General features: G+C 66.6%; 22 protein-coding genes. 15 read left to right on the top strand and 7 right to left on the bottom strand.

Annotation, left to right across the window (positions count from 1 at the left end):
- Window positions 1-5: 5 nt before the first annotated feature.
- On the top strand, window positions 6-311 hold the full coding sequence (locus tag V9K93_RS15790; RefSeq protein WP_014038309.1) for a HigA family addiction module antitoxin: 306 nt from the start codon (window positions 6-8) through the stop codon (window positions 309-311).
- A gap of 88 nt (window positions 312-399) precedes the next feature.
- Here the strand turns inward: V9K93_RS15790 and V9K93_RS15785 are convergent, their stop codons facing one another.
- Together V9K93_RS15785 and V9K93_RS15780 are read right to left on the bottom strand one after the other, a co-directional pair.
- On the bottom strand, window positions 400-2,352 hold the full coding sequence (locus V9K93_RS15785) for an acetyl-CoA hydrolase/transferase C-terminal domain-containing protein (protein ID WP_337302854.1): 1,953 nt from the start codon (window positions 2,350-2,352) through the stop codon (window positions 400-402).
- A 34-nt stretch (window positions 2,353-2,386) separates the two neighbouring features.
- On the bottom strand, window positions 2,387-2,944 hold the full coding sequence (locus V9K93_RS15780; RefSeq protein WP_046984271.1) for a flavin reductase family protein: 558 nt from the start codon (window positions 2,942-2,944) through the stop codon (window positions 2,387-2,389).
- A 118-nt stretch (window positions 2,945-3,062) separates the two neighbouring features.
- On the opposite strand from V9K93_RS15780, the gene V9K93_RS15775 reads away from it, so the two are divergent.
- The 3 genes from V9K93_RS15775 to V9K93_RS15765 are packed head-to-tail and all read left to right on the top strand — an operon-like array spanning window position 3,063 to window position 5,222.
- Window positions 3,063-3,428 carry a BlaI/MecI/CopY family transcriptional regulator gene (locus V9K93_RS15775; RefSeq protein ID WP_046984270.1) on the top strand — a complete coding sequence of 122 codons (366 nt, stop codon included), beginning with the start codon at window positions 3,063-3,065 and terminating at the stop codon, window positions 3,426-3,428.
- The gene (locus tag V9K93_RS15770; RefSeq protein ID WP_337302853.1) at window positions 3,421-4,662 is read left to right on the top strand and encodes a M56 family metallopeptidase; all 1,242 of its coding nucleotides are present in this window, start codon (window positions 3,421-3,423) and stop codon (window positions 4,660-4,662) included. The genes V9K93_RS15775 and V9K93_RS15770 overlap by 8 nt, the downstream gene beginning before the upstream one ends.
- Window positions 4,659-5,222 (top strand): hypothetical protein, encoded by a 564-nt coding sequence (locus V9K93_RS15765; RefSeq protein ID WP_253079336.1) that lies wholly within the window; start codon window positions 4,659-4,661, stop codon window positions 5,220-5,222. The genes V9K93_RS15770 and V9K93_RS15765 overlap by 4 nt, the downstream gene beginning before the upstream one ends.
- A gap of 65 nt (window positions 5,223-5,287) precedes the next feature.
- On the opposite strand, the gene V9K93_RS15760 is transcribed toward V9K93_RS15765, so the two are convergent.
- From V9K93_RS15760 to V9K93_RS15750, 3 genes are all read right to left on the bottom strand, one after another.
- The gene (locus tag V9K93_RS15760) at window positions 5,288-6,088 is read right to left on the bottom strand and encodes an MBL fold metallo-hydrolase (protein ID WP_337302852.1); all 801 of its coding nucleotides are present in this window, start codon (window positions 6,086-6,088) and stop codon (window positions 5,288-5,290) included.
- Between the two features lie 11 nt (window positions 6,089-6,099).
- Window positions 6,100-6,918 carry a S1/P1 nuclease gene (locus tag V9K93_RS15755; RefSeq protein WP_046984266.1) on the bottom strand — a complete coding sequence of 273 codons (819 nt, stop codon included), beginning with the start codon at window positions 6,916-6,918 and terminating at the stop codon, window positions 6,100-6,102.
- 480 nt (window positions 6,919-7,398) lie between these two features.
- Window positions 7,399-8,028, bottom strand: a complete 630-nt coding sequence (locus V9K93_RS15750; protein ID WP_046984265.1) for an OmpW/AlkL family protein — start codon at window positions 8,026-8,028, stop codon at window positions 7,399-7,401.
- Between the two features lie 193 nt (window positions 8,029-8,221).
- On the opposite strand from V9K93_RS15750, the gene gap reads away from it, so the two are divergent.
- The 8 genes from gap (at window position 8,222) to V9K93_RS15710 (ending at window position 19,986) form a co-directional block, all read left to right on the top strand.
- Window positions 8,222-9,226 carry a type I glyceraldehyde-3-phosphate dehydrogenase gene (gene gap / locus V9K93_RS15745; RefSeq protein ID WP_046984264.1) on the top strand — a complete coding sequence of 335 codons (1,005 nt, stop codon included), beginning with the start codon at window positions 8,222-8,224 and terminating at the stop codon, window positions 9,224-9,226.
- A 125-nt stretch (window positions 9,227-9,351) separates the two neighbouring features.
- The gene (locus V9K93_RS15740; RefSeq protein WP_337302851.1) at window positions 9,352-12,024 is read left to right on the top strand and encodes a DUF2339 domain-containing protein; all 2,673 of its coding nucleotides are present in this window, start codon (window positions 9,352-9,354) and stop codon (window positions 12,022-12,024) included.
- Entirely contained in the window at window positions 12,021-13,397 is a 1,377-nt protein-coding gene (locus V9K93_RS15735) for a DUF3999 domain-containing protein (RefSeq protein WP_337302850.1), read from the top strand. Before V9K93_RS15740 ends, V9K93_RS15735 begins: the two co-directional genes overlap by 4 nt.
- A gap of 638 nt (window positions 13,398-14,035) precedes the next feature.
- The gene (locus V9K93_RS15730; protein WP_136639347.1) at window positions 14,036-15,211 is read left to right on the top strand and encodes a phosphoglycerate kinase; all 1,176 of its coding nucleotides are present in this window, start codon (window positions 14,036-14,038) and stop codon (window positions 15,209-15,211) included.
- Entirely contained in the window at window positions 15,208-15,861 is a 654-nt protein-coding gene (locus tag V9K93_RS15725; RefSeq protein WP_136639346.1) for an HAD hydrolase-like protein, read from the top strand. Before V9K93_RS15730 ends, V9K93_RS15725 begins: the two co-directional genes overlap by 4 nt.
- Window positions 15,862-16,075: 214 nt before the next feature.
- Entirely contained in the window at window positions 16,076-17,542 is a 1,467-nt protein-coding gene (pyk, locus tag V9K93_RS15720; RefSeq protein WP_006388586.1) for a pyruvate kinase, read from the top strand.
- A gap of 164 nt (window positions 17,543-17,706) precedes the next feature.
- Complete coding sequence (locus tag V9K93_RS15715) at window positions 17,707-18,711, top strand: class I fructose-bisphosphate aldolase (RefSeq protein ID WP_006388532.1); 1,005 nt, start codon at window positions 17,707-17,709, stop codon at window positions 18,709-18,711.
- A gap of 129 nt (window positions 18,712-18,840) precedes the next feature.
- Complete coding sequence (locus tag V9K93_RS15710; RefSeq protein ID WP_136639345.1) at window positions 18,841-19,986, top strand: iron-sulfur cluster assembly protein; 1,146 nt, start codon at window positions 18,841-18,843, stop codon at window positions 19,984-19,986.
- Window positions 19,987-20,103: 117 nt separating this feature from the next.
- On the opposite strand, the gene V9K93_RS15705 is transcribed toward V9K93_RS15710, so the two are convergent.
- Entirely contained in the window at window positions 20,104-20,703 is a 600-nt protein-coding gene (locus V9K93_RS15705; protein WP_006388480.1) for an O-acetyl-ADP-ribose deacetylase, read from the bottom strand.
- A 275-nt stretch (window positions 20,704-20,978) separates the two neighbouring features.
- Window positions 20,979-21,938, bottom strand: a complete 960-nt coding sequence (gene cysK / locus V9K93_RS15700; RefSeq protein WP_012511957.1) for a cysteine synthase A — start codon at window positions 21,936-21,938, stop codon at window positions 20,979-20,981.
- A 207-nt stretch (window positions 21,939-22,145) separates the two neighbouring features.
- Between cysK and V9K93_RS15695 the strand changes: the two genes are divergently transcribed.
- The 3 genes from V9K93_RS15695 to V9K93_RS15685 all read left to right on the top strand — a co-directional run bounded on the left by V9K93_RS15695 (window position 22,146) and on the right by V9K93_RS15685 (window position 26,269).
- Window positions 22,146-23,129, top strand: coding sequence for a LysR family transcriptional regulator (locus V9K93_RS15695; RefSeq protein ID WP_012511956.1), 984 nt, complete (start codon window positions 22,146-22,148; stop codon window positions 23,127-23,129).
- Between the two features lie 572 nt (window positions 23,130-23,701).
- Entirely contained in the window at window positions 23,702-24,133 is a 432-nt protein-coding gene (locus V9K93_RS15690; RefSeq protein ID WP_046985477.1) for a DUF2946 domain-containing protein, read from the top strand.
- Window positions 24,134-24,205: 72 nt separating this feature from the next.
- On the top strand, window positions 24,206-26,269 hold the full coding sequence (locus V9K93_RS15685; protein ID WP_337302849.1) for a TonB-dependent copper receptor: 2,064 nt from the start codon (window positions 24,206-24,208) through the stop codon (window positions 26,267-26,269).
- Window positions 26,270-26,411: the final 142 nt, after the last annotated feature.

Below are 26,411 nucleotides of genomic sequence, written 5' to 3'. Positions count from 1 at the left end.
GCTCGATGCCGTTGCATGATCCGCCGCATCCCGGAGAATCGCTGCGCGAAGACATCCTGCCGGCGATCAGCATGTCGATCAGTGCGCTGGCGCAGCATCTTGGCTATTCCCGCGGACAGTTGTCGACCATCATCAACGGGCACGCCGGCATTTCCGCGGAACTCGCATTCCGCCTTGAGCTTGCAGGTCTGGGCAATGCCCGCATGTGGCTGGCGATGCAGGCGGCATACGACCTGTGGCAGGTCGAGCATCGAGCGCATCCACCGATTGCCCGTCTGTATCTTGAGGATGCAGTAAGGATAGAGCGGTAGATCTACGCCATGCGTGGATGAGAAAAAGGGGACGGAGGGGATTAAGTCGTTTATGCACAAACGACTTAATCCCCTCCGTCCCCTTTTTTCAGGCGGTGCGTGCCAGTGCGAGGCGCAGCAGTCGCGCGTCCAGGCGCTCGGCGAAATCCTTCGGTGCCTGCAGGCCCATGCGCTGCAGGTACACGGCATCGCCGTCGCCGGCTGGTTGCCGCAGCGCCGCCCAGATGGTACGCAGTTTGTCGCCGCGGGTCTGCGTGTTGGCCTTCAGCCAGCCCAGTGCCTTCACCAGCACTTGCTCGATCTCGTTGAAGTCGCTGCCCAGCGGATAGTCCGGCAGCGTGCCATCGGCGCGGAACGCTGCCAGCGCCGCGGCCAATGCCTGCGGTGTGTTGCGTTGCTGTCGCTCGGGATCCGGTTGCGTGGCCGCCAGCACTTTGCGCGCGGCATGCGCCTGCTGCAGCAGCCCGCTCTGAAACGGTGCTTCGGTGATCGCAGCCATCGCATGCACGCAGTCCTCGTCGGTCAAGCCGCGCAGATCGGCGATGCCGTATTCGTTGAGGTAGATGTCGCGTAGATGGCGCGGGATGGTGGTGTGTCCGTAGTTCCAGCGCACGTTGGATTCACGCTGGCCCTTGTCATCGCGCGCCGCGCGGAACATCAGCACGCTTCGGGCTTCGGGCAGGGCATGTGCCATCGCCACGAAGTTGTATTGGCCACCAACACCGGATACCACGCGTCCATCGTCCAGCGCATCCGACACCGCCGCGCCCAGCGCGGTGGCCATCATGCAGGAGTTGAAGAAGCGCGCGTGCCGGCGCTGCAGGCGTTCCAGCGTCTCGTTGCCGCCGTACAGCTGGTTGATCTCGCTGATGCGGCGCATGCCGATCGCGCGGCACTCGTCTTCCGGCAGCGTGCGCAGCCATTCGTAGAACTCGGGTGAGCCCAGGTAGAACGCGCCGTGCAGGTACTCGCCTTCGGCGGCGAGGGTGGCGTGATCGATGGACAGGGTGCTGCCGTTCTCGATGCGTTGCATCAGCGCCAGGTCGTCGTGCACCTTGCGCTTGATCACGCCTGTCTGCACCAGCCGGCGGAAGCCCTCGTTGAGCATCTCGCTGCAGCCGTACAGGCCGACTTCGAACGGTTCCAGTCCGCCGACTTCCTGCACCAGCGGGTGGCTGGCCAGCTGTGGATCCAGCGCATGCAGCACGCGCCGGTAGCGCGCGTTGTCGGTGTGGCGCAGCACCAGCGCATGGCTGAGCGCGTCGGCCAGCGTGCCGATGCCGATCTGCAGCGTGCCGCCATCGCGCACCAGCGTGCTGGCATACAGGCCGATGGCGTAGTCGGCGTCGCCGACCGGCTGCCGCGGCAGGCCGAACAGCGCCGGGTACGGCGGTGGCGGGGTGATCACCAGATCGAAGAACGACACATCGACCGTGGCCGAGCCGCCCAGGTAGGGCAACTGCGGATCGATCTCGGCGACCAGCAGCGGGCGCGGCAGGCCTCGCGCGGCGATTGCATCCAGCGTGTCCTGGGTGATGTCGTTGTTGCACGACAGCGAGAGCCGCCGGTCGTCCGGTCGCATTGCGACCTTCTGCACGATTACCTGCGGCGCGCGTTGGGCCACGGCATCGGCGGCGTGGGTGTAGTTCAGGCTGGTATAGCTGGATTGAGCCTGCCGCGAGCCGAGCAGGGCGCCGGACTGCATGTAGAACTCTTCCACCTGCACATGTGCCGGCAGCGCATCGCGGGCGATCGCATCGGCATAGGCCAGGCGTGGGAAATCGTCGCCGAAATGGCGCTGCGCGAACGGTGCCATGAAGCGCGCTTCCAGGCCATTGCCGCGTGCCTTCGGCGGGTTCAGCGAGAGCGCGGTATACAACTGCAACGGTCGCGACGGGTCATGTTCGACGCGTGCGTACAGCGCATTGAGCAGCCGATGCGGCTTGCCCAGTGCCAGCGGTGCCCCGATCCGCAGCGGCCCGTCCACGCGCGCAAACAACCAGTCGACGGCGGCGTCCAGGTCGGTGAGGTGTTCGGTCATGCGCGGCGGTCCTGCGAGTGGGGGAGTGCTGGCATTACAGCATGTCGGGCTTGAACCGCCGTCGACGCGAGACTTCGGCGCCAGACACCATGAACTGCCCATCGCCCCGGTAATGCACCGTGCGCGGCAGCTTTGGGCGTGGTGCAACATGGGCCCGCACGATTTCCCAGATGAACAGGTTGCTCGATTCCACTTGGCTATCGTCGTAGAGGCGGCATTCGAAGCACGAATGACATTGCCCGACCAGAGGTGCACCGACCTCGCGCGCGGGCTGTGCATCGAGCCCGAAGTGGGCGAACTTGTCGACCTCGCGGCCACTGCAGTTGCCGATGTCCACCACGGTATCGAGCAGTTCCACCCCCGGCACATTGATCACGCATTCGCCGCTGCTGCGCGCCAGTGAATGGCTGTGGTTCTCGTTCCACAGGTAGGTGGCGACCAGCGAAGGCGAGAAGCCCATCACCATGTGCCAGCCCATCGTCATCAGGTTGCGCTGGCCGCGCCACGCCGTGCTGACCAGCACGATCGGGCCGGGTTCGAGGAAGCGGCGCGCCTGCTCGACCGGGAAATCCTTCTTGGGCAGCGCTTTCATCCGGGGCCTGGGGCGGGAGGTATCGATGCTGGCGCAGGTGCGATGAACCTGGAGTCGAGGGACTTGACAGGCGATTCGATTACGCGCGTAATCGGCTTGTCGATTACGGATGTAAACCATGAGCCCGATCAGCGAAGCCGAAGCCGTTGTGATGGAGGTGCTGTGGCAGCAGGCGCCGCGTAGCGCCGACGAGGTGGTGGCCGCGCTGGCCCACCGTGACTGGGCCGAGCCGACCATCAAGACCCTGCTCAACCGCCTGCTGACCAAGGGCGCGATCGCCGCCGAGCGCGATGGCCGGCGCTACCTGTACCGGCCGCTGCTGCAGCGCCAGGCGTGGGTGGAGGCGCAGAGCCAGGACTTCATCGGCCGCGTCTTCGAAGGGCGGGTGGCACCGCTGGTCGCGCACTTCAGCGAACGCGGCCAGTTGAGTGCGCAGGACATCGCCGAACTGAAGAAGCTGATCCAGGAGCTGGACCATGACTGAGCTGCTCGATGGACTGTGGCAAGCCAGCCTGTGGCTGGCAGTGGGCGTGGTCGTGCTGGCGGTGCTGCGGCCCTTGCTGGTGCGCCTGGGGGGCGTGGCGTTGGCCTACCGCAGCTGGTGGCTGCTGCCGTTGCTGCTGCTGGCACTGATGCTGCCGTTGCCGCAGGTTGCGTTGTTGCAGCAGGTACCCACGCTGCCGCTGAAAGTGCTGCCTGGTGCCATCGATGGCGCGGCCGGCCAGTCGTTGCCATGGGCCGGGGTGTTGCTGGCACTGTGGGCATTGGGCACGGGCCTTTGCCTGCTGCGCGACCTGCGCGCGCAGCGGCGTTTTGAACGTGGCATGGGTCAACTGTGTGCACGCGCCGATGGCAGCTGGCAGGCCAGCGCCGACCCGGGCCTGCCAGCGTTGGTTGGCCTGTGGCGGCCGCGCATCGTGGTAGGCCCGGACTTCGACCAGCAGTTCACCGCACAGGAACAGGGCCTGATCCTGCAGCACGAGCGCAGCCACCGTCGCAATGGTGATCACTGGGCCAATGGGGCGCTGCTGATGGCACGCGCGGTGTTCTGGTTCCATCCGCTTCTGCCGTGGGCCGCCCGCCGATTCCTGCGTGACCAGGAGCTGGCCTGCGATGCCCGCACCATTGCCCCGCAGCCTGCGCTGCGCGGTCTCTACGCCAGCACGCTGCTGAAGGCGCAGCTGGTCCATCCGGTTGCGCCAGCGGTCTGCCATTGGCGCAGCCAACCCGTGTTGAAGGAGCGTATCGCCATGTTGAAGCAGTCCAAGCGGAAGGCATTGCCGTGGGTGTCGGGGCAGGTGCTGGTGGTCGGGTTGTGCCTGGGAATGGGGGCGGTGGCATGGGCCAGCCAGGGGGGCGTGGCCGGGAACCCGAGAATCGGTGTCGAGCCGTTTGAACACGCGGAAGAAGATGCCGCCAAGGCGGGTCTGGACAGGCCCATCCAAGTCGACAAGATGCCGCCACCGTCCTACCCGAAGTCCGCCATCGAGCAGCGTCAGGTGGGCGTGGTGAACCTGCGCGTGGAAGTGGATGCCAAAGGCCATCCGACTGACGTCCAGGTACTCAGCGCAACCAATCCGGGTGTGTTCGATGCGGTGTCGATCGCCGCTGCGCGGAGCTGGACCTATCGTCCGGCGATGAAGAACGGAATGCCCGTCGCAGGGGCTGTGAAGATTCCGATCACCTATGCCATGGACAACACCGAGGACTCCCAGTGAAGTCCGCGCCGCTGTTGATGGCGGCGGCGCTGTTGGCAGGGTGCGCGACCCAGGATCGCCTGACCACCGTTGATACCCGCAGCGAGAATGTCGGCCATCAGCGCCTGCAGCCGCAGACCGGTGGCGGCAGCGGGCAGCTGCAGACCTATTCGCTGGGCGCGAGCGAGGGCTACCGGATGCCGCAGTTGTACGCGGCACCGGATCCGCAGGTTGGTGACCGTGACCCACGCGTGGAACTGGCGCCTACCACCATCTGCCTGCAGGTGGTGGTCGATGCGCAGGGCAGCGTTGAACGCAGCATGCCGTTGACCGATCGCCCGGAGTGCGCGGCAGGTGCTTCGGGCGAGAATGCGCCCCTTCTGCAGGCCGCACAGGAAGCGGTGGCGATGTGGAAGTACTCGTCCGCAGCGGTATGTCACTTTGCCGCTGGCAAGGCGCCTGCAGACCGCGGCGACTGCCGCGGCGCCGAGCGCGTCGAACCGGTGGCGGTTACCCTGCAGTACGCCTTTACGTTCGAAATCGTGAAGGGTCAGCATGTAGTGCGCACGCAGGGGAAATGAACGCCCGCGATGCGTGACCGAAAACGGTAGCGCCGGGCCATGCCCGGCGAGCGCAGCGGTGTGTGTCAGGCACCGCCCTGGATGTTGGCCTTCACCGCTGGCTGCATCAGCGTCGGTTCGGCCAGTGTGGCATCGCGGGCCTGGCGCACGCTGACGAACTCCGCCTCGGCCACGCCGTCATGCACGTGGATGTTGTGTGCGCGCTGCTCGCCGATGGTGGTTTCGTTGGCGAATGCGCGGCCGCCGGGGCCGTAGTCGTGGCAGACGAACACGCGCGTCGCATCAGGCAGCGCCAGCAGACGCTGGATTGAACGATACAACTGCGCGGCGTCACCGCCCGGGAAATCGCAGCGGGCGGTACCGCCGTCGGGCATGAACAGCGAGTCGCCGGTGAACAGCGCATCGCCGATCAGGTAGGCGATGCTGTCGCTGGTATGGCCGGGCACGGCAATCACCTGGCCGCGCAGTCCGCCAAGAGCGAAGGTCTCGCCATCGCCGAACAGGTGATCGAAGATTTCATCCGCCGCAGGAAGCTGCAGGCCGTAGCGCGGCGCGAAGGTGGCCTGCACCGCGCGGATGCCTTCGCCGATGGCCAGCGTAGCCCGCGGGAAGCGTTGCTTGAGACGGCGCCCACCCGATACGTGATCGGCGTGAGCGTGTGTCTCCAGCAGCCAGCGCAGCTGCAGGCCCTGTTGTTCGATGGCCTGCAACGCGGCATGCAGCGGCGCTTCACTGCTGGCGTCGGTATCCGGGTCGTAGTCCAGGACCGGGTCGATCAGCGCCGCTTCGGCGCTGGCCGGATCACTGACCAGATAGCTGAAGGTATTGCTGTCACGGTGGAAGAACGACTGCACCTGGACTGACATTGGAACGCTCCTCAGCGCGTGCCCAGCACGCGGTTCAGCAACTGCGCCAGGTTCTCACCGGCCAGTCGCAGCTGCGCTTCGGCCAGCGGCCGGTAGCGCTCGGTGTATTCGTCACCGATTTTACGCGAGGCCGGATAAACGCCAGCTTGCATGGAGATACGGCAGCTGGCCTCGGCCCACGTCTGCGGGTCGCGCTGCGGGTTGGACTGGCGCGCCAGCTTCGGCGCGCGCTGGCTCTGCAGCAGCGGCAGATAGCCTGCGTCGTCAAGCTTGCGGGTGTTGAGCATGCCGCTGTCCCACAGCGAGTGCAGGTTGGTACCGCGGTTGCCGAACTGCAGCTGGAAATCGTTGCCGCCCTTGTCGTGTGCGTAGCCGGCATGCATCGGCTGATGGATGTCGCCGACCAGGTGCACGACGAACTTCAGCGCCTGCAGGCGCTCGCCATCGGTCAGGCTGCGGTCGCCGAGGATGGTGCTCTGCGCCTTCAGGGCTTCGACGATGCAGTTGCCGTTCTTGCAGTGCTTCGGTGCTTCGTAATGGCAGTTGTCTTCGGCGATGTTGACGTAGTGCCAGCCGGCCGAGCGACGGCCCAGGCCCGGATCCTTGGCACGCAGCTGGTCGGCCCAGGGCGCGATGCTGGCCAGCGTGGCGTCCGGTTCGGTGGCCAGCAGACGGTCCACTTCGGCGCGGGCGGTGGGGTTGAGGCGGGCGTCGGCGACTTCGGCGACAAGGCGGTGGCCTTGCGCGCCCCAGGCATGGACGGGGGCGGAGACGGACAGCAGGACCGGCGCCAGGGCGGCGGCGAGGAGGAAGGAGTGCAGGGCTTTCATGCGCACATTCTAGCGGGGGGAGGCGGATTGAAGAGCGGCGCGTTCCTGTCTGCTGGGGGCTGGCTGCAGCGCCTGCCCCTGCAGCCCCATCCAACATGGCCGCGGAGGCGGATGCAAAGGTCAAAGGCAACATCGAAGACAAATGCAGGATCAAAATCGGCCTCCCGCAATTGCAGGCAACCACTACGCCTCGGATGTACAGGTTCTGCTCTTGCCTTTGCTTGAGCTGGCACGCGCGCGCAGATGGGAAGGGTGGAAAGGGTTGGGTGATCGGGACCGTTCGCCGCATGGATACGGCGATCGAGCCTACAGGGACGTATTTACGGCGTGTCCCGATCACCCAACCCTCTCCACCCAGTTCCAGATGCCGGTGCTTTTCGCGCAAAAAAAAAAGCCCCGGCAATCACCGGGGCAACATGCTGCGAGGGTTTTGCATGTAGCGGGGGAGCGGGGGCGAAGCCCCCGCACTCAACACACCGCTTAGAACTTGAAGACGTACGACGCGCCGTAGACCAGCGGATCGATGTTGACCGTGCCGATCTTCTCGCCATCCAGCTTTACCTTGCTGTCGATGTCGATCCAGCGCATGTCCACGCGCAGCGCGCCCTTCTCGCCGATCGCGAAGTCCACGCCCGCATGCGCGGCCAGACCCCACGAATCCTGCAGCTTCAGGCGGCTGTCCTTCAGCGCACCGGTGGTGTCTTCGCTGAAGAAGGTCGTGTAGTTCACGCCCGCACCGATGAACGGCGACACCTTGCCCTTGCTGTTGAAGTGATACTGCAGGGTCACCACCGGCGGCAGCTGCTTGGTGCTGCCCACGCGGCCGAGGCCGTTGATGTTGATGTCGTGCTTGAACGGCAGCGCGGCCAGCACTTCGATGCCCAGGTTGTCGGCGATGAAGTACTCACCGGTGATGGTCGGCTTGACGTCGTTGTCGACATCGACCTTCAGGGTGCCGTTGGCCAGCCAGCCGTTGTTCGACTTCGGCGCCACCTGGTGCACGCCGGCGGAGACGGTCCAGTCGCCCTTGGACTGGGCCATGGCCGGGGCGGCGGCAAGGGACAGGGCGGCGGCCAGGCTGGCCACGATCAGGGGGGAGGTCTTGCGCATGGGGGTAGTCTCGTTGCTGGGTGGATGGCGACAGTCTCGGCCTCACGCCGCGCTAACGCTTTGATCCGGATCAAATCCTGTCCGCCAGCCCGTTGCCGGCAGGGGCTGGCCCACGGTGGCCATGCCCGGTTTGCTAGACTTGTGGGCCCTATCCATCCCGCCGCACCCGACGCGGCCGCAGGAGCTTGAGAACATGGCAATCAAGGTTGGTATCAACGGTTTCGGTCGCATCGGGCGTAACGTCCTGCGCTCGGCGGTGCTGAACTTCGGCGACGACATCGAAATCGTGGCCATCAACGATCTGCTGGAGCCGGATTACCTGGCCTACATGCTCAAGTACGACTCCGTGCACGGGCGCTTCAAGGCCGACGTGGCGGTGCAGGGCAACGACCTGCTGGTCAACGGCAAGAAGATCCGCCTGACCCAGGAACGCGACCCGGCCAACCTGAAGTGGAACGACGTGGACGTGGACGTGGTGATCGAGTCCACCGGCCTGTTCCTGACCAAGGAAACCGCGCAGAAGCACATCGATGCCGGCGCGAAGAAGGTGATCATGTCGGCGCCGTCGAAGGACGACACCCCGATGTTCGTCTACGGTGTGAACGACAAGACCTACGCCGGCCAGGCGATCGTCTCCAACGCCTCGTGCACCACCAACTGCCTGGCCCCGCTGGCCAAGGTCATCAATGACAAGTGGGGCATCAAGCGCGGCCTGATGACCACCGTGCATGCGGCCACCGCCACCCAGAAGACCGTCGATGGCCCGTCCAACAAGGACTGGCGCGGCGGCCGCGGCATCCTGGAAAACATCATTCCGTCGTCCACCGGTGCGGCCAAGGCTGTCGGCGTGGTCATCCCGGAACTGAACAAGAAGCTGACCGGCATGAGCTTCCGCGTCCCGACCTCGGACGTGTCGGTGGTCGACCTGACCGTCGAGCTGGAAAAGGAAGCCACCTACGCCGAGATCTGCGCTGAAGTGAAGGCACAGAGCGAAGGCCCGCTGAAGGGCATCCTGGGCTACACCGAAGACAAGGTCGTGGCCACCGATTTCCGCGGCGAAACCTGCACCTCGGTGTTCGACGCCGAGGCCGGTATCGCCCTGGACGGCACCTTCGTCAAGCTGGTGACCTGGTACGACAACGAGTGGGGCTACTCGAACAAGTGCCTGGAAATGGCCAAGGTCGTCGCCGCCAAGTAAGGCCGGCAAAGATCGCACGCGGACCCCGGCCTGGCCGGGGTTCGTCGTTTATGGGGCCGGCACTGTCGTAGCATGGGCCGGTCGACCGCTGCCGCTGGGGCGCGGGATCGCAATGGAAGCACGCAATGGAAGCACTGATAGCCCTGGTCGTACTGGTCCTGCTGGCCATCCCGCTGCTGCTGGTGGTGGCACTGGTGATGATTGCCGGCCTGCGTCGCCGCGTCGCCGCGCTGGAAAGCGCACTGGCCGCCGAACCTGTCGCCAGGCCGGTCGCCGCCGCGCCCGCGCCTGAACGGCTGGTCACGCCCGCCGCCAGTGCCGATCCCCCCTTCCTGCGGCCGGTCGCTGCGGCTGTGCCGCCCTCACCTCAGCCTCCGCAGCCGCCGTTGCGCGAGGCCGCGCCCACCGAGGCGCCTGTTCCCCGTCCTGCCGCGCCACCGCCGGTGCCGGTGCAGCCACCGTTGCCGCCGTTGCCGCCAGAACCGGCGCTGCCTAATTTCATCGAGCGTGGCGTCGGTGCGGTCAAACGCTGGTTCACCGAAGGCAACGTGCCGGTCAAGATCGGCATGCTGGTGCTGCTGGCCGGTGTCGCCGCACTGCTGAAGTACGTCAGCGACCAGGGCTGGCTGGTGCTGCCGATCGAACTGCGCCTGGCCGGCGTCACCGTGGGTGCGCTGGGCCTGCTGGCCTTCGGCTGGCACCAGCGCGAACGTCGGCGCCTGTTTGCGCTGGCCCTGCAGGGCGGTGCCATCGGCGTGCTGCTGCTGACCATCTTCGCCGCGTTCAAACGCTTTGAACTGCTCAACCCAGGCTTTGCCTTTGCCAGTTCGATCGCACTGGTGGCCGGGCTGTGCGTGCTGGCAGTGGTACAGAACTCGCGCACGCTGGCGGTGCTGGGCATCCTGGCCGGCTTCATGGCGCCGTTGTGGCTGTCCACCGGCAGCGGCAACCACGTGGGGTTGTTCAGCTATTACGCGGTGCTCAACGCAGGCATCTTCGCCATCGCCTGGTTCCGTCCGTGGCGTGCGCTGAACCTGCTCGGCTTCGCCTTCACCTTTGGCATCGGTACCTTCTGGGGCGTGCTGCAATATGCGCCGGACAAGTTCAGCAGCACCGAGCCGTTCCTGTTGCTGTTCTTCGCCTTCTACCTGTTGATTCCGCTGCTGTATGCGCGCCGGCAGCCGGCAGGTCGGCGCGATCTGGTCGACGGCAGCCTGGTGTTCGGCACGCCGCTGGTCGCGTTCTCGCTGCAGGCCGGCATGCTGCATGAGCAGCCGATGACGCTGGCGCTGTGCGCACTGGGCCTGGCTGCGATCTACGCGGTGCTGGCGCGGGCGCTGATCGCGCGTGCGTCGTACACCGTGCTGGCGCAGTCGCATGCAGTGCTGGCGGTGGGCTTCGCCACGCTGGCGGTGCCGTTGGCGCTGTCGGCGCGTGCCACCGGTGCGGTATTCGCGCTGGAAGGTGCCGGCCTGGCCTGGTTGGGCCTGCGCCAGAAGCGCTGGCTGCCGCAGGTGTCCGGTGCATTGCTGCAGATGGGTGCCGCGTTCGCCTTCGTTGCCGGTGGCGATCACTGGCATGAAGACGTGCGTTTCCTGCTCAACCCAACAGCGATTGGTGCGCTGCTGCTGGCCGTGGCCGGCTTCGCGTCGGCGTGGAGTTACCAGCGCAGGGAGCGTCACGAGATCGCGCTGGTCTACTACCTGTGGGGACTGCTGTGGTGGTTGGGCGGCCTGGTGCACGAGATCATCCGGTTCTTCCCCTACCGCATCGAAGTGGATGCACTGCTGGTGCTGGCCGCGGTTACCGCATGGCTGGCCGCGGAAATGCAGCGTCGCCAGCCGGCGCGCGCGCTGGGCGTGACCGCACTTGCAATGCTGGCGCTGGGCTTCCCGCTGGCGCTGATGCAGAGCGATGCGCACCAGCAACCGTTCGCCGGCTACGGTGCGCTGGCCTGGGCGGCGTTCGCGGTGCTTGGTGTGCGCACGCTGCTGTGCCTGCGCCAGGGCGGCGACACCGTGGCACGTATCGCGCAGTTCCTGTGGTGGCTGCTGTGGCCCTCGCTGCTTTCGCTGCTGGCCTTGTGGGGCGGTGGCGAGGCCAACTTGGCGCAGGGCTGGACGACCCTGCTGGTCACGCTGCCGTGGCTGCTGATGGCGGCGCTGTCGCTGTGGCGCTGGAACGTCCTGCGCTGGCCGCTGGGCGTGGCCTTCGACAGCGTGCGCCTGCCGCTGCAGTGCGTGCTGTTCGGCCTGTTGTCGATCGGCTGGTTGTTCGGCCAGCTGCTGCCGGGTGATGCCGCGCCGCTGCTGTGGCTGCCGGTATTGAATCCGGCCGAGATCGGGCAGTGGCTGAGCCTGCTGCTGCTGGCGCGCTGGCTGTACAGCGACCAGGCGCCGCAGGCACTGCTGAAGATCCGCCTGCCCGTGCTGGCGCTGGCGGCCTTCATTGCGCTGACCAGCCTGGTGCTGCATGGCGTGCACCAGTGGGGCGGCCTGTCCTGGAACGCCTCGATGATGCGCTTCAGCCTGGCCCAGACCAGCCTGACCGTGCTGTGGAGCGTGCTTGGCGTGATCGCCTGGGTATGGGGCTCGCGTCGCGGCCAACGCGTGTTGTGGATGGTGGGCGCCGTGCTGATGGGCGTGGTGCTGGCCAAGCTGGTACTCATCGATCGCCAGCACCTTGGCAACCTGCTCGGCATCGCATCGTTCATCGCCTACGGCCTGCTGTGCACGGTCGTGGGTTATCTGGCACCGGCACCGCCCAGCGCGGCGCCGTCCGTGGAGGAAAAACAATGAGGAAGTGGAGCAGGGCGCTGCTGCCGGCGATGTTCGGCATGCTGGCCGCCGTCGCGGTGCAGGCCGCCGAGTACCGCACCCAGTACGCCGAACAATGGCCGTTGACGTTGTCCAGTGCACAGTCCGGTGCGTATCGCGTCGTGCTGGAACCGGCGATCTACCGCCGTGCCGGTGCCGCCGACCTGGGTGATCTGCAGGTATTCAACGCGGCGGGCCAATCGCTGCCATCGGCGCTGCTGGCACCGGACCAGCCGTTGGCACAGCCGCCGGTGCAGCGCGAACTGCCATGGTTCGCGCTGCCGCCGCTGGCCGCATCGCAGCGCAATGACCTGCAGCTGCTGACCGAACGCGATACCGACGGCCGCGTGCGCCGGGTTGAAGCGCGCGTGGGCGGCAGCGCGGTGACGAACGGGCAGGGCGGTTGGCTGATCGACGCCAGCGTGCTTGGCCAGCAGCCGTTGGCAGCGCTGGTGCTGGACTGGGCTGACAGCGGCCAGCCGCTGCAGGCGCAGGTGCAGCTGGACGCCAGCGATGATCTGCAGAACTGGCGCCCGATCGCGCGGGATGTGCCGCTGGTGGATCTGCAGCGCGCCGGCAAGCGCCTGTTGCAGCGCCGGCTGCAGGTGGACAGCAACGCCCGCTACGTGCGCGTGCTGGCACAGGGCGAGGCACGCCTGCCGACCCTGCGCAGCGTGCTGGCCGAGCTGCCGCCGGCGCCGGCCACGCTGCCATGGGAATGGCTGTCGCTGGAGCCGACGTCGAAGGGCAAGGGCGAGTACACCTTCGAGTTGGACGGCCGCTTCCCGGTGGCGCGCGCTGACGTGGCCAGCACCGACAACAGCCTGGTGCAGTGGACGCTGTTCAGCCGCGATGACGAGAGCGCGGAATGGCAGCGACGCAGCGCACCGTGGATTGCCTACCAGCTGCAGCAGGGCACCCAGGGCCAGCGCCAGCAGTCCGCCGCGCAACCGCTCGGCGGCATCCACCGCGACCGATACTGGAAACTGGTGGCGAACCCGGCGGAAACGGCGACAGCGCCGACCCTGCGCCTGGGCTATCAGCCGGAAGTGCTGGTGTTCCTGAGCCAGGGCGCGGCACCGTATGCGCTGGCGGTAGGCAGTTCGACCGCACGCCGGGCGGAAGCACCGGTGGGCGTGCTGATCGAGGAGCTGCGGCAGCGCAATGATCCTTCCTGGCAGCCGACGCTGGCGCGCCTGGAAGGCAGCCCGGAACCGCTGGCCGGCGACGCGGCGCTGAAGCCGCAGCGCGATTGGAAGGCGTGGTTGCTGTGGGCGTTGTTGGGGTTGGGCGTGCTGGTGGTGGGCGGCCTGGCGGTCAGCCTGCTTCGGCAGAAGCCTGCGCCTTCGGCGTAGGTTCCGGCGAACGGCGCAGCCCCTCGTGGGTGGGGTTGGTCGTGCAAAGCAAAAGCAAAAGCCGCGCTTGGCCGGGCGGGGTAGGTTCGCGGGGGACGCCGCAAGTACGTCCTTGTAGGCTTGGCAGCCGCATCCATGCGGCTGACACCCCCGCGAACCCACCCCGCCCGGCCTCTGACAGTTTCCGTGTGCGTCCACCCACGGAAGAGGAAAAAGAAAAGCAAGAGCGGAAGCGGGTCGCTTCGCTCGACGGCCATCGGGGTCAGATCCGTTTTCCGCAGGAAAACGGATCTGATCCCTTCTTTCTCCATCCGACATCAGAAACTGCTTTTGCCTTTGCCATCCGCATCACCTCATGAACCTGTCGAGGCCGGGGTGGTGTGGGCTGGCAGGGGTGTCAGCCGCATGGATGCGGCTGCCAAGCCTCCAGGGACGGATTCACGGCGTCCCCTGCCAGCCCACACCACCCCGGCCCATCCACAGCATCACAAAGCGCCAGTGCTTTGGCTTCGGCCGTTGCTGTCGCTGTCGCCCTGCGCTTCTGCCTGCCGCAGGCATCGGCCCTCCCACCACCCGCACCCGATACAATGGCCGTCTGCCGTAGCCCGGCATCCCGTCCCTGAGCCAAAGAGTTGCCCATGTCCATCGTCCGCATGACCGACCTCGACCTCTCCGGCAAGCGCGTGCTGATCCGCCAGGATCTGAACGTGCCGATCGAGAATGGCCGCATCACCTCCGAACAGCGCATCACCGCTTCGCTGCCGACGCTCAAGCGCGCGCTGGAGCAGGGCGCGGCGGTGATGGTCACCTCGCACCTGGGGCGCCCGAAGGAAGGCGTGTGGAGCGAAGCAGATTCGCTGGCGCCGGTGGCCCAGCGCCTGTCCGAGCTGCTCGGTCGCGAGGTTCCACTGGTGCGCGACTGGGTCGACGGCGTCGAGGTGCAGCCGGGTCAGCTGGTGCTGCTGGAAAACTGCCGCATGAATGTCGGCGAGGCCAAGGACGATGAAGCCCTGTCGAAGAAGTATGCCGCGCTGTGCGACGTGTTCGTGATGGATGCCTTCGGTACCGCGCACCGCGCCCAGGCCTCAACCCATGGCGTCATCCGCTTCGCACCGGTCGCGGCCGGTGGCCCGCTGCTGATGGCCGAGCTGGATGCGCTGGCACAGGCGCTGGACGCCCCGGCCAAGCCGCTGCTGGCGATCGTCGCTGGCAGCAAGGTCAGCACCAAGCTGGAACTGCTGGCCAGCCTGGTTGGCAAGGTCGATCAGCTGATCGTCGGTGGCGGCATCGCCAATACCTTCATCGCCGCCGCTGGCTACAACGTCGGCAAGTCGCTGTATGAGCCGGACCTGCTGGACACCGCGAAGAAGATCGTCGCCGATGCCAAGGCCCGTGGTGCGGACATCCCGCTGCCGGTCGACGTGGTCACCGCCAAGCAGTTCCTGCCCGACGCCGTGGCTGAAGTGAAGGCGGTCGACGCCGTCGCCGAAGACGACCTGATCCTGGACATCGGCCCGCAGACCGCTGCGCAGTATGCGCAGCTGATCGAAAACGCCGGCACCGTGGTCTGGAACGGTCCGGTTGGCGTGTTCGAGTTCGAGGCCTTCAGCAAGGGCACCGAAGCGCTGGCGCGCGCCATCGCCAGCTCCAACGCGTTCTCCATCGCCGGCGGTGGCGACACCCTGGCTGCGGTCGACAAGTTCGATATCGCCGCGCAGGTCAGCTACATCTCCACCGGCGGTGGTGCGTTCCTGGAGTTCCTGGAAGGCAAGACCCTGCCGGCCGTGGCCGCACTCGACGCGCGCGGCGCATGAATGCCGACCACGGCAGGGATGTGCTGTTCTTCGACCTCGACGGCACGCTGATCGATTCGCAGGTGGGCATCACCGCCTGCATCGCCTACGCGCTGCAGAAGATGGACCATCCGGTGCCGCCGCAGGACACCCTGCTGGGCTGGATCGGTCCGTCGTTGCGGACCACCTTCGCGCCGCTGTTCGTCGAACCGGCGCGGGTGGAACAAGCCGTGGGCTACTACCGTGAACGTTTCGATGCCGAAGGCTGGCGCGAGCACACGGTGTATCCGCAGGTGGAAGACACGCTGCGCACGCTGCACGGTCGTGGCCACCGCCTGGCGGTGGTCACCGCCAAGAACGAGCCGCACGCGCGCCGCATCCTTGCCCACCTGCCGTTCGGCGGGTTGTTCGAGGAGATTGTCGGCTCGACCCTGGACGGCTCGCGCAGCCACAAGCCGGAACTGGTCGGCGAAGCGCTGCGCCGGTTGCAGGTGCAGCCGGCGCAATGCTGGATGATCGGCGACCGCCGCATGGACATCGAAGGTGCGCGTCACCACGGCCTGCGCAGTATCGGTGTGCTGTGGGGCTTCGGTGGCGAGCAGGAGCTGACCGAAGCCGGCGCCGGGCAACTGGCACGCGAACCGGCGCAGTTGGAAACGCTGCTGGCGTGATGCGCCTTTGATCGGTAGCGCCGGGCCATGCCCGGCGGTTTTGCCCAGCACCCGCCGGGCCCTGCCCGGCGCTACCACGACCCTGCGCCAGCGTATGTCCGGCCGATGTCCGTTCGATGACCCGCGAAGTCAGGCAGCGCAAGGCTGTAACCGTATACATGCGGCGTGAAGGATGTGCTAATTTCCGTTCTTTATCGGGAGAGGCCCATTCACCATGTTCGAGCGTCAGCGTCGCACCAAGATCCTTGCCACCCTCGGCCCGGCCACTGATCCGCCGGGCGTGCTGGAGGATCTGTTCCGCGCCGGCGTCAACGTGGTGCGGCTGAACTTCAGCCACGGTGATCCGTCCGGCCAGGCCAAGCGTGCCGCCGAAGTGCGTGCGGCTGCGGCCCGCGTCGGCGTGGAAGTGGGCATCCTGGCCGACCTGCCGGGCCCGAAGATCCGCATCGAGCGTTTCGCCGAAGGCAAGGTGCAGCTGAAGGCGGGCGACCGTTTCGACCTGATCGCCAGCACCAATGCCGGCCCCGGTGATGCGACCCAGGTCGGCGTCAGCTACCTCGGCCTGCCGCAGGATGTCGGCCCAGGTGATGTCCTGCTGCTCGACGATGGCCTGATGCAGCTTCAGGTAGTCGAAGTGGAAGGCGAGCGCATCATCAACACCGTGCTCAACGACGGCGCGCTGTCTGATCGCAAGGGGTTGAACAAGCAGGGCGGCGGCCTGTCGCTGGGTGCGCTGACCGAGCGCGACAAGGAACTGATCGGCATCGTCGCCAAGATCGGCGTCGACTTCATCGCCGTGTCGTTCTGCCGCAATGCGCAGGACATGAATGACGCGCGCGAGATCGCTGAATCGCACGGCTGCTACGCCGCACTGGTGTCGAAGATCGAGCGCACCGAGGCCATCGAAAACCTCGAAGAGATCGTCGAGGCCAGTGACGTGGTGATGGTTGCGCGCGGTGACCTCGGTGTGGAAATCGGCGATGCCGAACTGCCGGGCCTGCAGAAGAAGATCATCAAGGCCTCGCTGGCGCAGAACAAGGTGGTCATCACCGCTACGCAGATGCTGCAGTCGATGGTCGAAAGCCCGATCCCGACCCGCGCCGAAGTGCTGGACGTGGCCAACTCGGTCATCGACGGCACCGACGCGGTCATGCTGTCGGCCGAAACCGCTGCCGGTGCCTACCCGGTCAAGGCCGTGGAAGCGATGGCGCGGATCTGCCTGGGTGCTGAGCGCCAGTTCCAGACAGAGACCGACTTCAATGCCTCGCCGCGCAACCTGGAACGTGCCGACCAGGCCATTGCCATGGCCACCATGTTCCTGTCCCAGCACGTGGGCGTGCGCGCGATCGTGGCGATGACCGAATCCGGTGGCACCGCCCGCTACCTGTCGCGTTTCCGTGCCAAGGCGCCGGTGTTCGCGGTCACCCGCCATGACGGCGCCCGCCGGCAGATGGCGCTGATGCGCGATGTGTATCCGATCAACTTCGACAGCCGTGGCCTGACCCCGCGCGAAGCCGCGCGCGGCAGCATCCGCCTGCTGGTTGAAGCCGATCTGCTGCAGGCCGGTGACCGCGTGGTGTTCACCAGCGGCGAGCACATGGAAACCCTGGGGGCGACCAACACCCTGCGCCTGCTGGAAGTGGGCGAAGACGGCCGTGCCAGCGGTCTGGGCGACCTGTAAACCCTGGAGCCCGGGTCAGTTCCCCGAAGGGGCTCTGACCCGGCGCAACAGGACATCGCCTGTCCTGTGCGGACATTGGAATCGTTTCCAGCCTGGCCTCCACGGCGAGGCAACGGGTAGCGGGGCTATACTTACGTTTTTCCCGCACCCGCCACAGGAAGTACATGAGCATCGAACAGCTGGCTGAAACCGCCCAGGCCATGGTTGCCCCGGGCAAGGGCATCATCGCGATCGACGAATCCACCGCTACCATCGCCAAGCGTTTCGCCGGCGTCGGTATCGAGAACACCGAGGAGAACCGTCGTGCCTATCGCGAACTGCTGCTGACCACGCCCAAGCTCAACGAGCATATTTCCGGCGCCATCCTGTATGACGAAACCATCCGTCAGTCGACCAAGGACGGCGTGCCGTTCGCCAAGTACATGGCCGACCACGGCATGATTCCGGGCATCAAGGTGGACAAGGGTGCGCACCCGCTGGCCGGCTGCCCGGGCGAGCTGGTGACCGAAGGCCTGGACGGCCTGCGCGAGCGCCTGCAGGAGTACTACAAGCTGGGCGCGCGCTTCGCCAAGTGGCGTGCGGTGATCAACATCGGCGAGAGCATTCCGTCGGGTACCTGCATCGAGTCCAACGCCCACGCGCTGGCCCGCTACGCAGCGCTGTGCCAGGAATGCGGCCTGGTGCCGATGGTCGAGCCGGAAGTGATCATGGACGGCGACCACGACATCGAGACCTGCTACGAAGTCACCGAAGCGACCCTGCGTTCGCTGTTCGATGCGCTGTACCAGCAGAACGTGCTGCTGGAAGGCACCATCCTGAAGGCCTCGATGGTCATCTCCGGCAAGAACTGCGATGAGCAGGCCGACGTCGAGGAAGTGGCCGAGTCGACCGTGATGTGCCTGAAGAGCACCGTGCCGGCGATCCTGCCGGGCGTGGTGTTCCTGTCCGGTGGCCAGAGCGACGAGCAGTCCACCGCTCACCTCAACGCCATGAACCAGATGGGCAACCTGCCGTGGCCGCTGAGCTTCTCCTACGGCCGCGCGATGCAGCAGGCTGCGCTGAAGCTGTGGGCCAAGGACATGAAGGGCAACTACGCTGCTGCCCAGAAGACCGTGTACGAGCGCGCCAAGGACAATGGCCTGGCCGCGCTGGGCAAGTGGAACGGTTGATCCGTCCCATCGCAGGATGAACAGGGCAACGCCGGCATCACGCCGGCGTTTGCTTTTGCGGGTATCTTTTCCGCCCCCACGCACCGGGCCGGTGTGCGGGACATACATGGAAGGCCAAGGAGAAAAAACATGCGTTTGGCAGCAATCACAGTGGCCGTTGCCACGGTCCTGATCGCCGGCGGTTGCAACCGCATCGGTGGCGGTGGTGACGCAGGCAAGGCCGCGTCTCTCGATTTCGACAAGCCGGTGTCCGGCGAAATCACCTCGCGTAGCGGCATCAACTTCAACGACGGCAGCCACCACCAGCTGTACCAGATCAAGCTGGAAGACAAGGACCTGGTCGGTCTGAAGCTGACCGGTGCACTGACCGGTTCGATCGCCGTGTTCAACAACGGCAGCCTGGTATCCACCAGCAATACCGGCTACGAACGCGAAGGCGACGTCTCGCTGGCCTTCCGTGCAAACGGTGGCGGGACCTACCAGGTGGCGGTCAACGCCGATGGCCCGAGCGCCTTCGGTCCGTATCGCCTGCGCGCCGAGAAGCTGAAGCCCTATGACGGCAAGCCGCTGGTGGGTAGCGGCGAGATCGCCGACATGCTGGCCGGCAGCTCGCAGGACTACACCCTGCAGGTGGAGAAGGCAGGCCTGTACGAGATCCGCCTGGTGTCGGATGTGTTCGACCCGGTGCTGAAGCTGTCGGGCCAGGGCGTTGAGGCCGAGAATGATGATGGCAACGACAGCACCAACTCGCGCCTGACCCTGTCGCTGAAGCCGGGCAAGTACACCTTGACCGCGCGCGGTCTGGGCGACGGTGTCAATGGCATGTTTACCCTGTCTGCCAACCGCATCGAACTGCCGGGCAATCTGGTTGAACGCGATGGCACCGCCCTGCCGAAGTCGGGCAGTGTGTACACCATGCTCGACAACGATGGCCGCCGTCGTTTCCTGCTGACCCTGGACCGCCCGGCCGACGTGCGCCTGGATGCGATCTCCAGCCAGGTCGATACCGTGCTGCGCGTGGTCGGCGGTGATGTCGAGCTGACCGACGACGACGGTGGCAACGGTACCAATTCGCGCCTGGAGGAGACCTTGCCGGCCGGTCACTACACCATTGACGTGTCCAGCCTGAACAATGGCGCGGGCATGGTGGAAGTGCGCGTGCAGGTGGAGGGTGCCAGCGCCGACGGTGCTGCCGCCTCGGCCGCGCGTGCCGCTGCGGACGCTGCTGCGGCAGTGGCCGATGATGCCGCCGCAGTGGATGCCGCCAGCCGCTGACATCGCTCCATGCGGCGCATGGATGGGTAGATCCAAGCGACGCGTGGATGGAAGCAGTCGCACAACAGAAAAGGCCGGGCATCGCCCGGCCTTTTCTGTTCCAACCACGTCAGCCGTTCAATGCGCGGCTGCAAATCCGGTATCGCCCAATGGCGGCAGCATCGAGCTGCGCGGCTCGTTGTCCGCGTTCTGTCCGGCAGCGGTCAGCGCCTGCTGGTAAGCCTTGGCGGTAGCGGTATTGAACGCCACCAGCACGATGCGCATCGGCTGTGCATGGCTGCGCTGCCATGCCAGCGTTTCGGTCACTGCGATCTGCGCGGCCTGGTACAGCGGGTAGCCGTACACGCCGCAGCTGATCGCCGGGAAAGCGATCGATGTCACTCCCAGCGATTCGGCCAGCTGCAGGGATTTCCAGTAGCAGTTGGCCAGCAGCGCCGGTTCGTCGCGTTGACCGTCGTGCCAGACCGGGCCGACCGTATGCAGCACATGCCGCGCAGGTAACGCATGGGCGTCGGTGGCACGCACTTCGCCGGTCGGGCAGCGCACACCGGGCCGCAGTTCCGGCAGCTGTTCGCATTCGGCCAGCAGCGCTGGGCCTGCGGCGCGATGGATCGCACCGTCGACACCGCCACCGCCGAGCAGTGTTTCATTGGCCGCGTTGACGATCGCATCCACCGCCAGGGTCGTGATGTCGCCCTGCCAAACTTCGATCTTCATGCGCCCGTCTCCTGCCTGTGAGGTGTTCCGCGCAGCATCTGCGCCGGCTGTTCCCAAGGTAGGGCACAGGGCATTGATACTGCGTCATGACCGTCTCACGCGCTGCGATCCGGCGGCCTTCACGCACGATGGCGGGTGGCGCCTTCACGCAGGCTGAAGCAGAAAGGGGTCAGAGCCTTTTTCCGCACGGAAAATGCTCTGACCCCTGCGATCCATAGTTCTGGCAAACCGGGTCAGAGCCCTTTCCCTGCAGGAAAGGGATCCGACCCGATGCATCACGGCAGGCCGGCCAACCAGTCGTCGTCGGAACCTTCGTTCACATCGGCAAATAGCGGCGTGGAGAAGTAGCGTTCGCCGGTGTCCGGCAGCATCGCCAGGATCACCGAGCCCGGTTCGGCGCGCGCGGCGACATCCAGCGCGCTGGCGACAGTGGCGCCAGCGGAGATGCCAACGAAGATGCCTTCCTCCGCCGCCAGGCGGCGGGCGGTGGCGATCGCGCGGTCATCTTCCACCGTCACCAGTTCATCCACCACATCACGGTTGAGTACATCGGGCACGAAGTCCGGGGTCCAGCCCTGGATCTTGTGCGGCTTCCAGTCATCGCCCTTCAGCAGCGCGGCACCGGCCGGTTCGGTGGCGATGATGCGCGTCTGCGGGCGCGCGACCTTCAGTACTTCGCCCACGCCGGTGAGCGTGCCGCCGGTGCCCCAGCCACTGACGAAGTAGTCCAGTCGCTTGCCGGCGAAATCGCGCAGGATCTCGGCGGCGGTGGTGTTGCGGTGGTAGGCCGGGTTGGCCGGGTTGGCGAACTGGCTGGCCAGGAACCAGCCGTGCTGCTCGGCCAGTTCGGCCGCCTTGCGTACCATGCCGCTGCCGCGCTCGGCGGCCGGGGTCAGGATCACCTTGGCGCCATACGCGCGCATCAGCTTGCGCCGTTCCACCGAGAACGTTTCGACCATGGTTGCCACGAACTTATAGCCGCGCGCGGCGGCGACCATCGCCAGTGCCACGCCGGTGTTGCCCGAGGTGGCCTCGACGATGGTGTCGCCCGGCTTGAGCAGGCCACGCGCTTCGGCGTCGAGAATGATCGCCAGTGCCAGGCGGTCCTTCACTGAGCCGCCCGGGTTGAACGACTCGACCTTGGCGTAGAGGCTGACCTGCGGCGGAGCCAGGCGCTGCAGCTTGACGATGGGGGTGTTGCCGACGGTGTCGAGGATGGAGTCGTACAGGGCCATGGAAGCGCTCCGGAGAGGGGCCGCGCCGGGCTTCGGCGGGCGAAGGGGGAGGGCTGGCTGTTGAGGCCAGCGGCTGCCGGCTGACCGTAGCGCCGGCATATGACGCCCGGAAATGACCAGATACCTTTCTTAAACAACCTTTGGTTATAAGCTGGTGACGGCAATTGACCCTAGAGTGGACCTCCGCCCCCACATCGCCCGCCTGCCATGACGCTGACCCAGCTGCGCTATCTGGTTGCCATCGCCGACGCCGAGCTGAACATCACGCTGGCCGCCTCGCGCGTGCATGCCACTCAGCCCGGCCTGTCCAAGCAGCTCAAGCAGCTGGAAGACGAGCTGGGTTTCCTGCTGTTCGTGCGCAAGGGCCGCAGCCTGGAGTCGGTCACCCCGGCCGGCACCGAGGTCATCGCCCGCGCCCGCTCGGTGCTGGCCGAGGCCAACAACATCCGCACTTACGCGGCCAACCAGCGCCGCGAGAGTCAGGGCCAGCTGATCCTGACCACCACCCACACCCAGGCGCGCTTCGTGCTGCCGCCGGCGGTGGCGGCGATCAAGCAGGCGTATCCGCAGGTGAGCGTGCATCTGCAACAGGCCGGTGAAGCCGATGCACTTGATCGCTTGAACCAGGGCGATGCCGACATTGCGATCATCAGCACCGCCGGCAGCGAGCCCACCGATGGCATTGCGGTGCCGCTGTTCCGCTGGCGGCGCCTGGTGGTGGTGCCCAAGGGCCACCCGCTGGACCGCGCAGGCCGCACCCCGGACCTGGCCGCGCTGGCCCGGCAGCCGCTGATCAGCTACGAATCATCGACTCGGCCGAATTCCTCGCTGCAGCGTGCCTTCGCCGCCAACGGCCTGGTGCCGGATCTGGCGTTGACCGCGCTCGATGCTGATCTGATCAAGACCTACGTGCGCACCGGACTGGGCGTGGGGTTGCTGGCGGAGATGGCGGTCAGTTCCAACGACGAAGACCTGAAGGCGTGGCCGGCGCCGGCACCGATTGCCGAGTGCATCGCCTGGGCGGTGCTGCCGCGCGACCGGGTGCTGCGTGATTACGCGTTGGAGCTGGTGCACGTGCTGGCCCCACAGATCGATCCGCGCGACCTGCGCAGGGTGCTGGATGGCAACCAGGCGGCGGCGTGGCCGGTACCACCGACGTGGGAGTCACTGACCCAGACCATCACGGTGTGAGGCTGGTCGAGCAGGGCTGCGCCCTGCACCTGCTGCAAACCGGAGCAACAGCAACAGCAACGTCAAAAGCTCGCTATCCGTGGGATGGCGGGGCGGTGTCGGACTGCGGGGACGCCGTGAACCCGTCCCTGGGGGCCTGGCCGCGGCATCCATGCCGCGGACACCCCGCACTCCGACACCGCCCCACCTCTGACAGATTCCGATGGCTGTTGGTAGGTGTCGACCTTGGTCGACACGGTAGATCCACGCCATGCGTGGATGGAAACTGTCAGATATCGAAATACATGTGGGGTCAGATCCGTTCCAACAGACCGCAGGAATCTGTCGAAGGCGGGGTGGGTCCGGTTGCGGGGGCGTGAGCGCCATGGATGGCGCGACCGAGCCTCCATGGACGGATTTACGGCGTCCCCCGCAACCGGACCCACCCCGCCATCCCTCAGGAAACCAGCTTCTGCTGTTGCTTCGGCACCTGCCGTGGCCTCTGCGGGTGCAGGGCGCAGCCCTGCCGACAAACCCCCTCCTGCGACGGTTCGTCGCACGGGCAACCCTGGACCCCGCTCTACACTAGCGGGGTGACCCGCCTGTCCCGCCCGCAGCGCCTTCTGCTCCAGCTCGCCATCCTGGCGACGCTGCTGATGGTGCTTGCGCCACTGGTCAGCCGCGCGCTGCAGGCACAGCCGATGGAGCACGCCGCGATGGCAGGCATGGACCACGCCGCCATGGGCCATGACATGCACGCCATGGCCATGGCCGGACACGATCGGCACGGCGCTGCGCCTGCAGCGCCCAGCCGTCCGGCCGACCCCCACGCCATGCATGGCGAAGCCTGCGAATACTGCGTGCTGGCGATGCGCCTGCTGCCGTGGCTGGCCGTGCTGGTGCTGCTGTTGCCGCTGTTGTGGCGGCCGCAGCTGGCGTTCCCATGGTCGCAGCAGGTGCTGCCGGCACTGCGGTGGCCGGCACATGCCGCGCGTGGGCCGCCGCGCTTCTCCATCGTTCGCTGATGTCCCTATCGAATCCGCCGCACGACGCCTGACCGGGCGCCGTGCGCGCGTGCGTACTTTGGAGCTGTTCCGATGAAAATGACTTCCCGCCCTGCGGGCGCCTGCGCGCGCCTGCCGGTTGCCCTTGGCCTGGCCGTGGCCGCATCACTGGCACACGCCGCGCCTGCCGACGAGGCGCGCACTCTCGACACCCTGGTGGTGACCGCCGCTGCACCGTCCTCGCCGCTGCATTGGGTGACCGATCCGCGCCTGCCGCGGCAGCCGGTGCCCGCCAGCGACGGTGCTGATTACCTGAAAACCGTCCCCGGCTTCGCCGCCATCCGTAACGGTGGCACCAATGGCGACCCGGTGCTGCGCGGCATGTTCGGTTCGCGCCTGAACATCCTCAGCAACGATGGCAACCTGATCGGTGCCTGCCCGTCGCGCATGGACAATCCGCTGTCCTACATCGCGCCGGAGAGCTTCGACCGGTTGACCATCATCAAGGGCCCGCAGAGCGTGCGCTGGGGCGCAGGTGCCTCGGCCGGCACCGTGCGTTTCGAGCGCGATACGCCGCGTTTCGATGAGCCGGGCCTGCGTGCCGATGCCAGTGCGCTGGTCGGTTCGCGCAACCGCAACGACCAGGTGCTGGACCTGACCCTGGGCAATCCGACCGGCTACGTGCGTGCAAGCGGCAACCGTTCCGAAGCCGATGACTACAAGGACGGCCACGGTGACGTGGTGCCGTCGAAGTGGCGCAAGTGGAATGGCGACGTGGCCATCGGCTGGACGCCGGATGCCGACACGCTGCTGGAAATCTCCGCCGGTGCCGGTGATGCGATCGCGCGTTACGCGGGCCGTGGCATGGACGGTGCCGCGTTCGAGCGCACCAGCTACGCGGCGCGCTTCGAGAAGCGCAACCTGCCGGGTGCGTGGGACACGCTGCAGGCCAACGTGTACTACAACAATGCCGACCACGTGATGGACAACTACACGCTGCGCACGCCGAACCCGCACAGCATGATGCCGATGCCGATGGCCTCGAACGTGGACCGCCGTACCCAGGGCGGGCGGGTCAGTTCCGAATGGCGCTGGCAGGATGTGCAGCTGGTGGCCGGTGTGGATGGCGAGGACAGTCGTCACCGCGGCCGCATGGGCATGGGCCGCGACACCTACCGGCAGGCAGCCTGGGAGACCGATGCCAACTTCCGCCGCTATGGCGTGTTCACCGAATTCACCCTCGGCGCCGGCACCGACCAGCGCTGGATCAGCGGGCTGCGCATCGATCGCGCCAGCGTCCGCGATGAGCGGCAGTCGGTGCGCGGGATGATGGGCAACCGGCCGAATCCGACCGCTGGCCTGCAGCGCAAGGAATGGCTGGGCAGTGGTTTCCTGCGCTACGAGCAGGATCTGGCCGACGGCTTGACCTGGTACGCAGGCCTCGGCCACAGCGAGCGCATGCCTGACTACTGGGAGCTGTTCTCGCCCAACCAGGGACCGGCCGGCACGGTGAATGCATTCAGCGGCGTGCAGCCCGAGCGCACCACCCAGCTTGATGTGGGCATGCAGTACAAGGGCCCGCGCGTGCAGGCCTGGCTCTCGGCGTACGCCGGTCAGATCCAGGACTACATCCTGTTCACCTACCACGGCAGCGGGATGATGGGCATGAGCCAGGCCCGCAACGTCGATGCCCGCATTGCCGGGGCCGAGGCGGGCGTGGAAGTGGCGCTGGCCGAACAGTGGAAGCTGGGCGGCACGCTGGCCTATGCCTGGGGCGAGAACCGCGACCAGCAGCGACCGCTGCCGCAGATGCCGCCGCTGGAGGCGCGCCTGAGTGCGAACTGGGAAGGCCAGCGCTGGAGTGCTGGTGCGCTGCTGCGTGTGGTGACCCACCAGCACCGTGTCGCCGATGGCCAGGGCAACGTGGTCGCCCAGGACCTGGGACCGAGCGCCGGCTTCGCCACCTTCGCGCTCAATGCGGCTTACCGCTTCAGCTCGCAGCTGCAGCTCAGCGCGGGTGTCGACAACCTGTTTGACCGTGCCTACAGCGAGCACCTGAACCTGGCCGGCAGCGCCGACTTCGGCTTCCCGGCCGACCCGGTACGCATCAACGAGCCGGGCCGCAGCGTGTGGATGAAGGTGAACTACCGGTATTGATCCGCCGGGCAAAAAAAAACGGGGCCGGATCCCCGCCAGGATCCGTCCCCGCCCGACGCCCTCTGTCGGGCAGCTTCGACTCTACGATGGCAACGTCGGTAATGGGTCGCTGGATACACCCCGACACAAGCCGACACCGCCA

The organism is Stenotrophomonas sp. CCNWLW162 (genome assembly GCF_037203745.1).
Classification (GTDB): Bacteria; Pseudomonadota; Gammaproteobacteria; order Xanthomonadales; family Xanthomonadaceae; genus Stenotrophomonas; species Stenotrophomonas maltophilia_AQ.
This window is presented reverse-complemented; position numbering and strand designations above follow the sequence as displayed.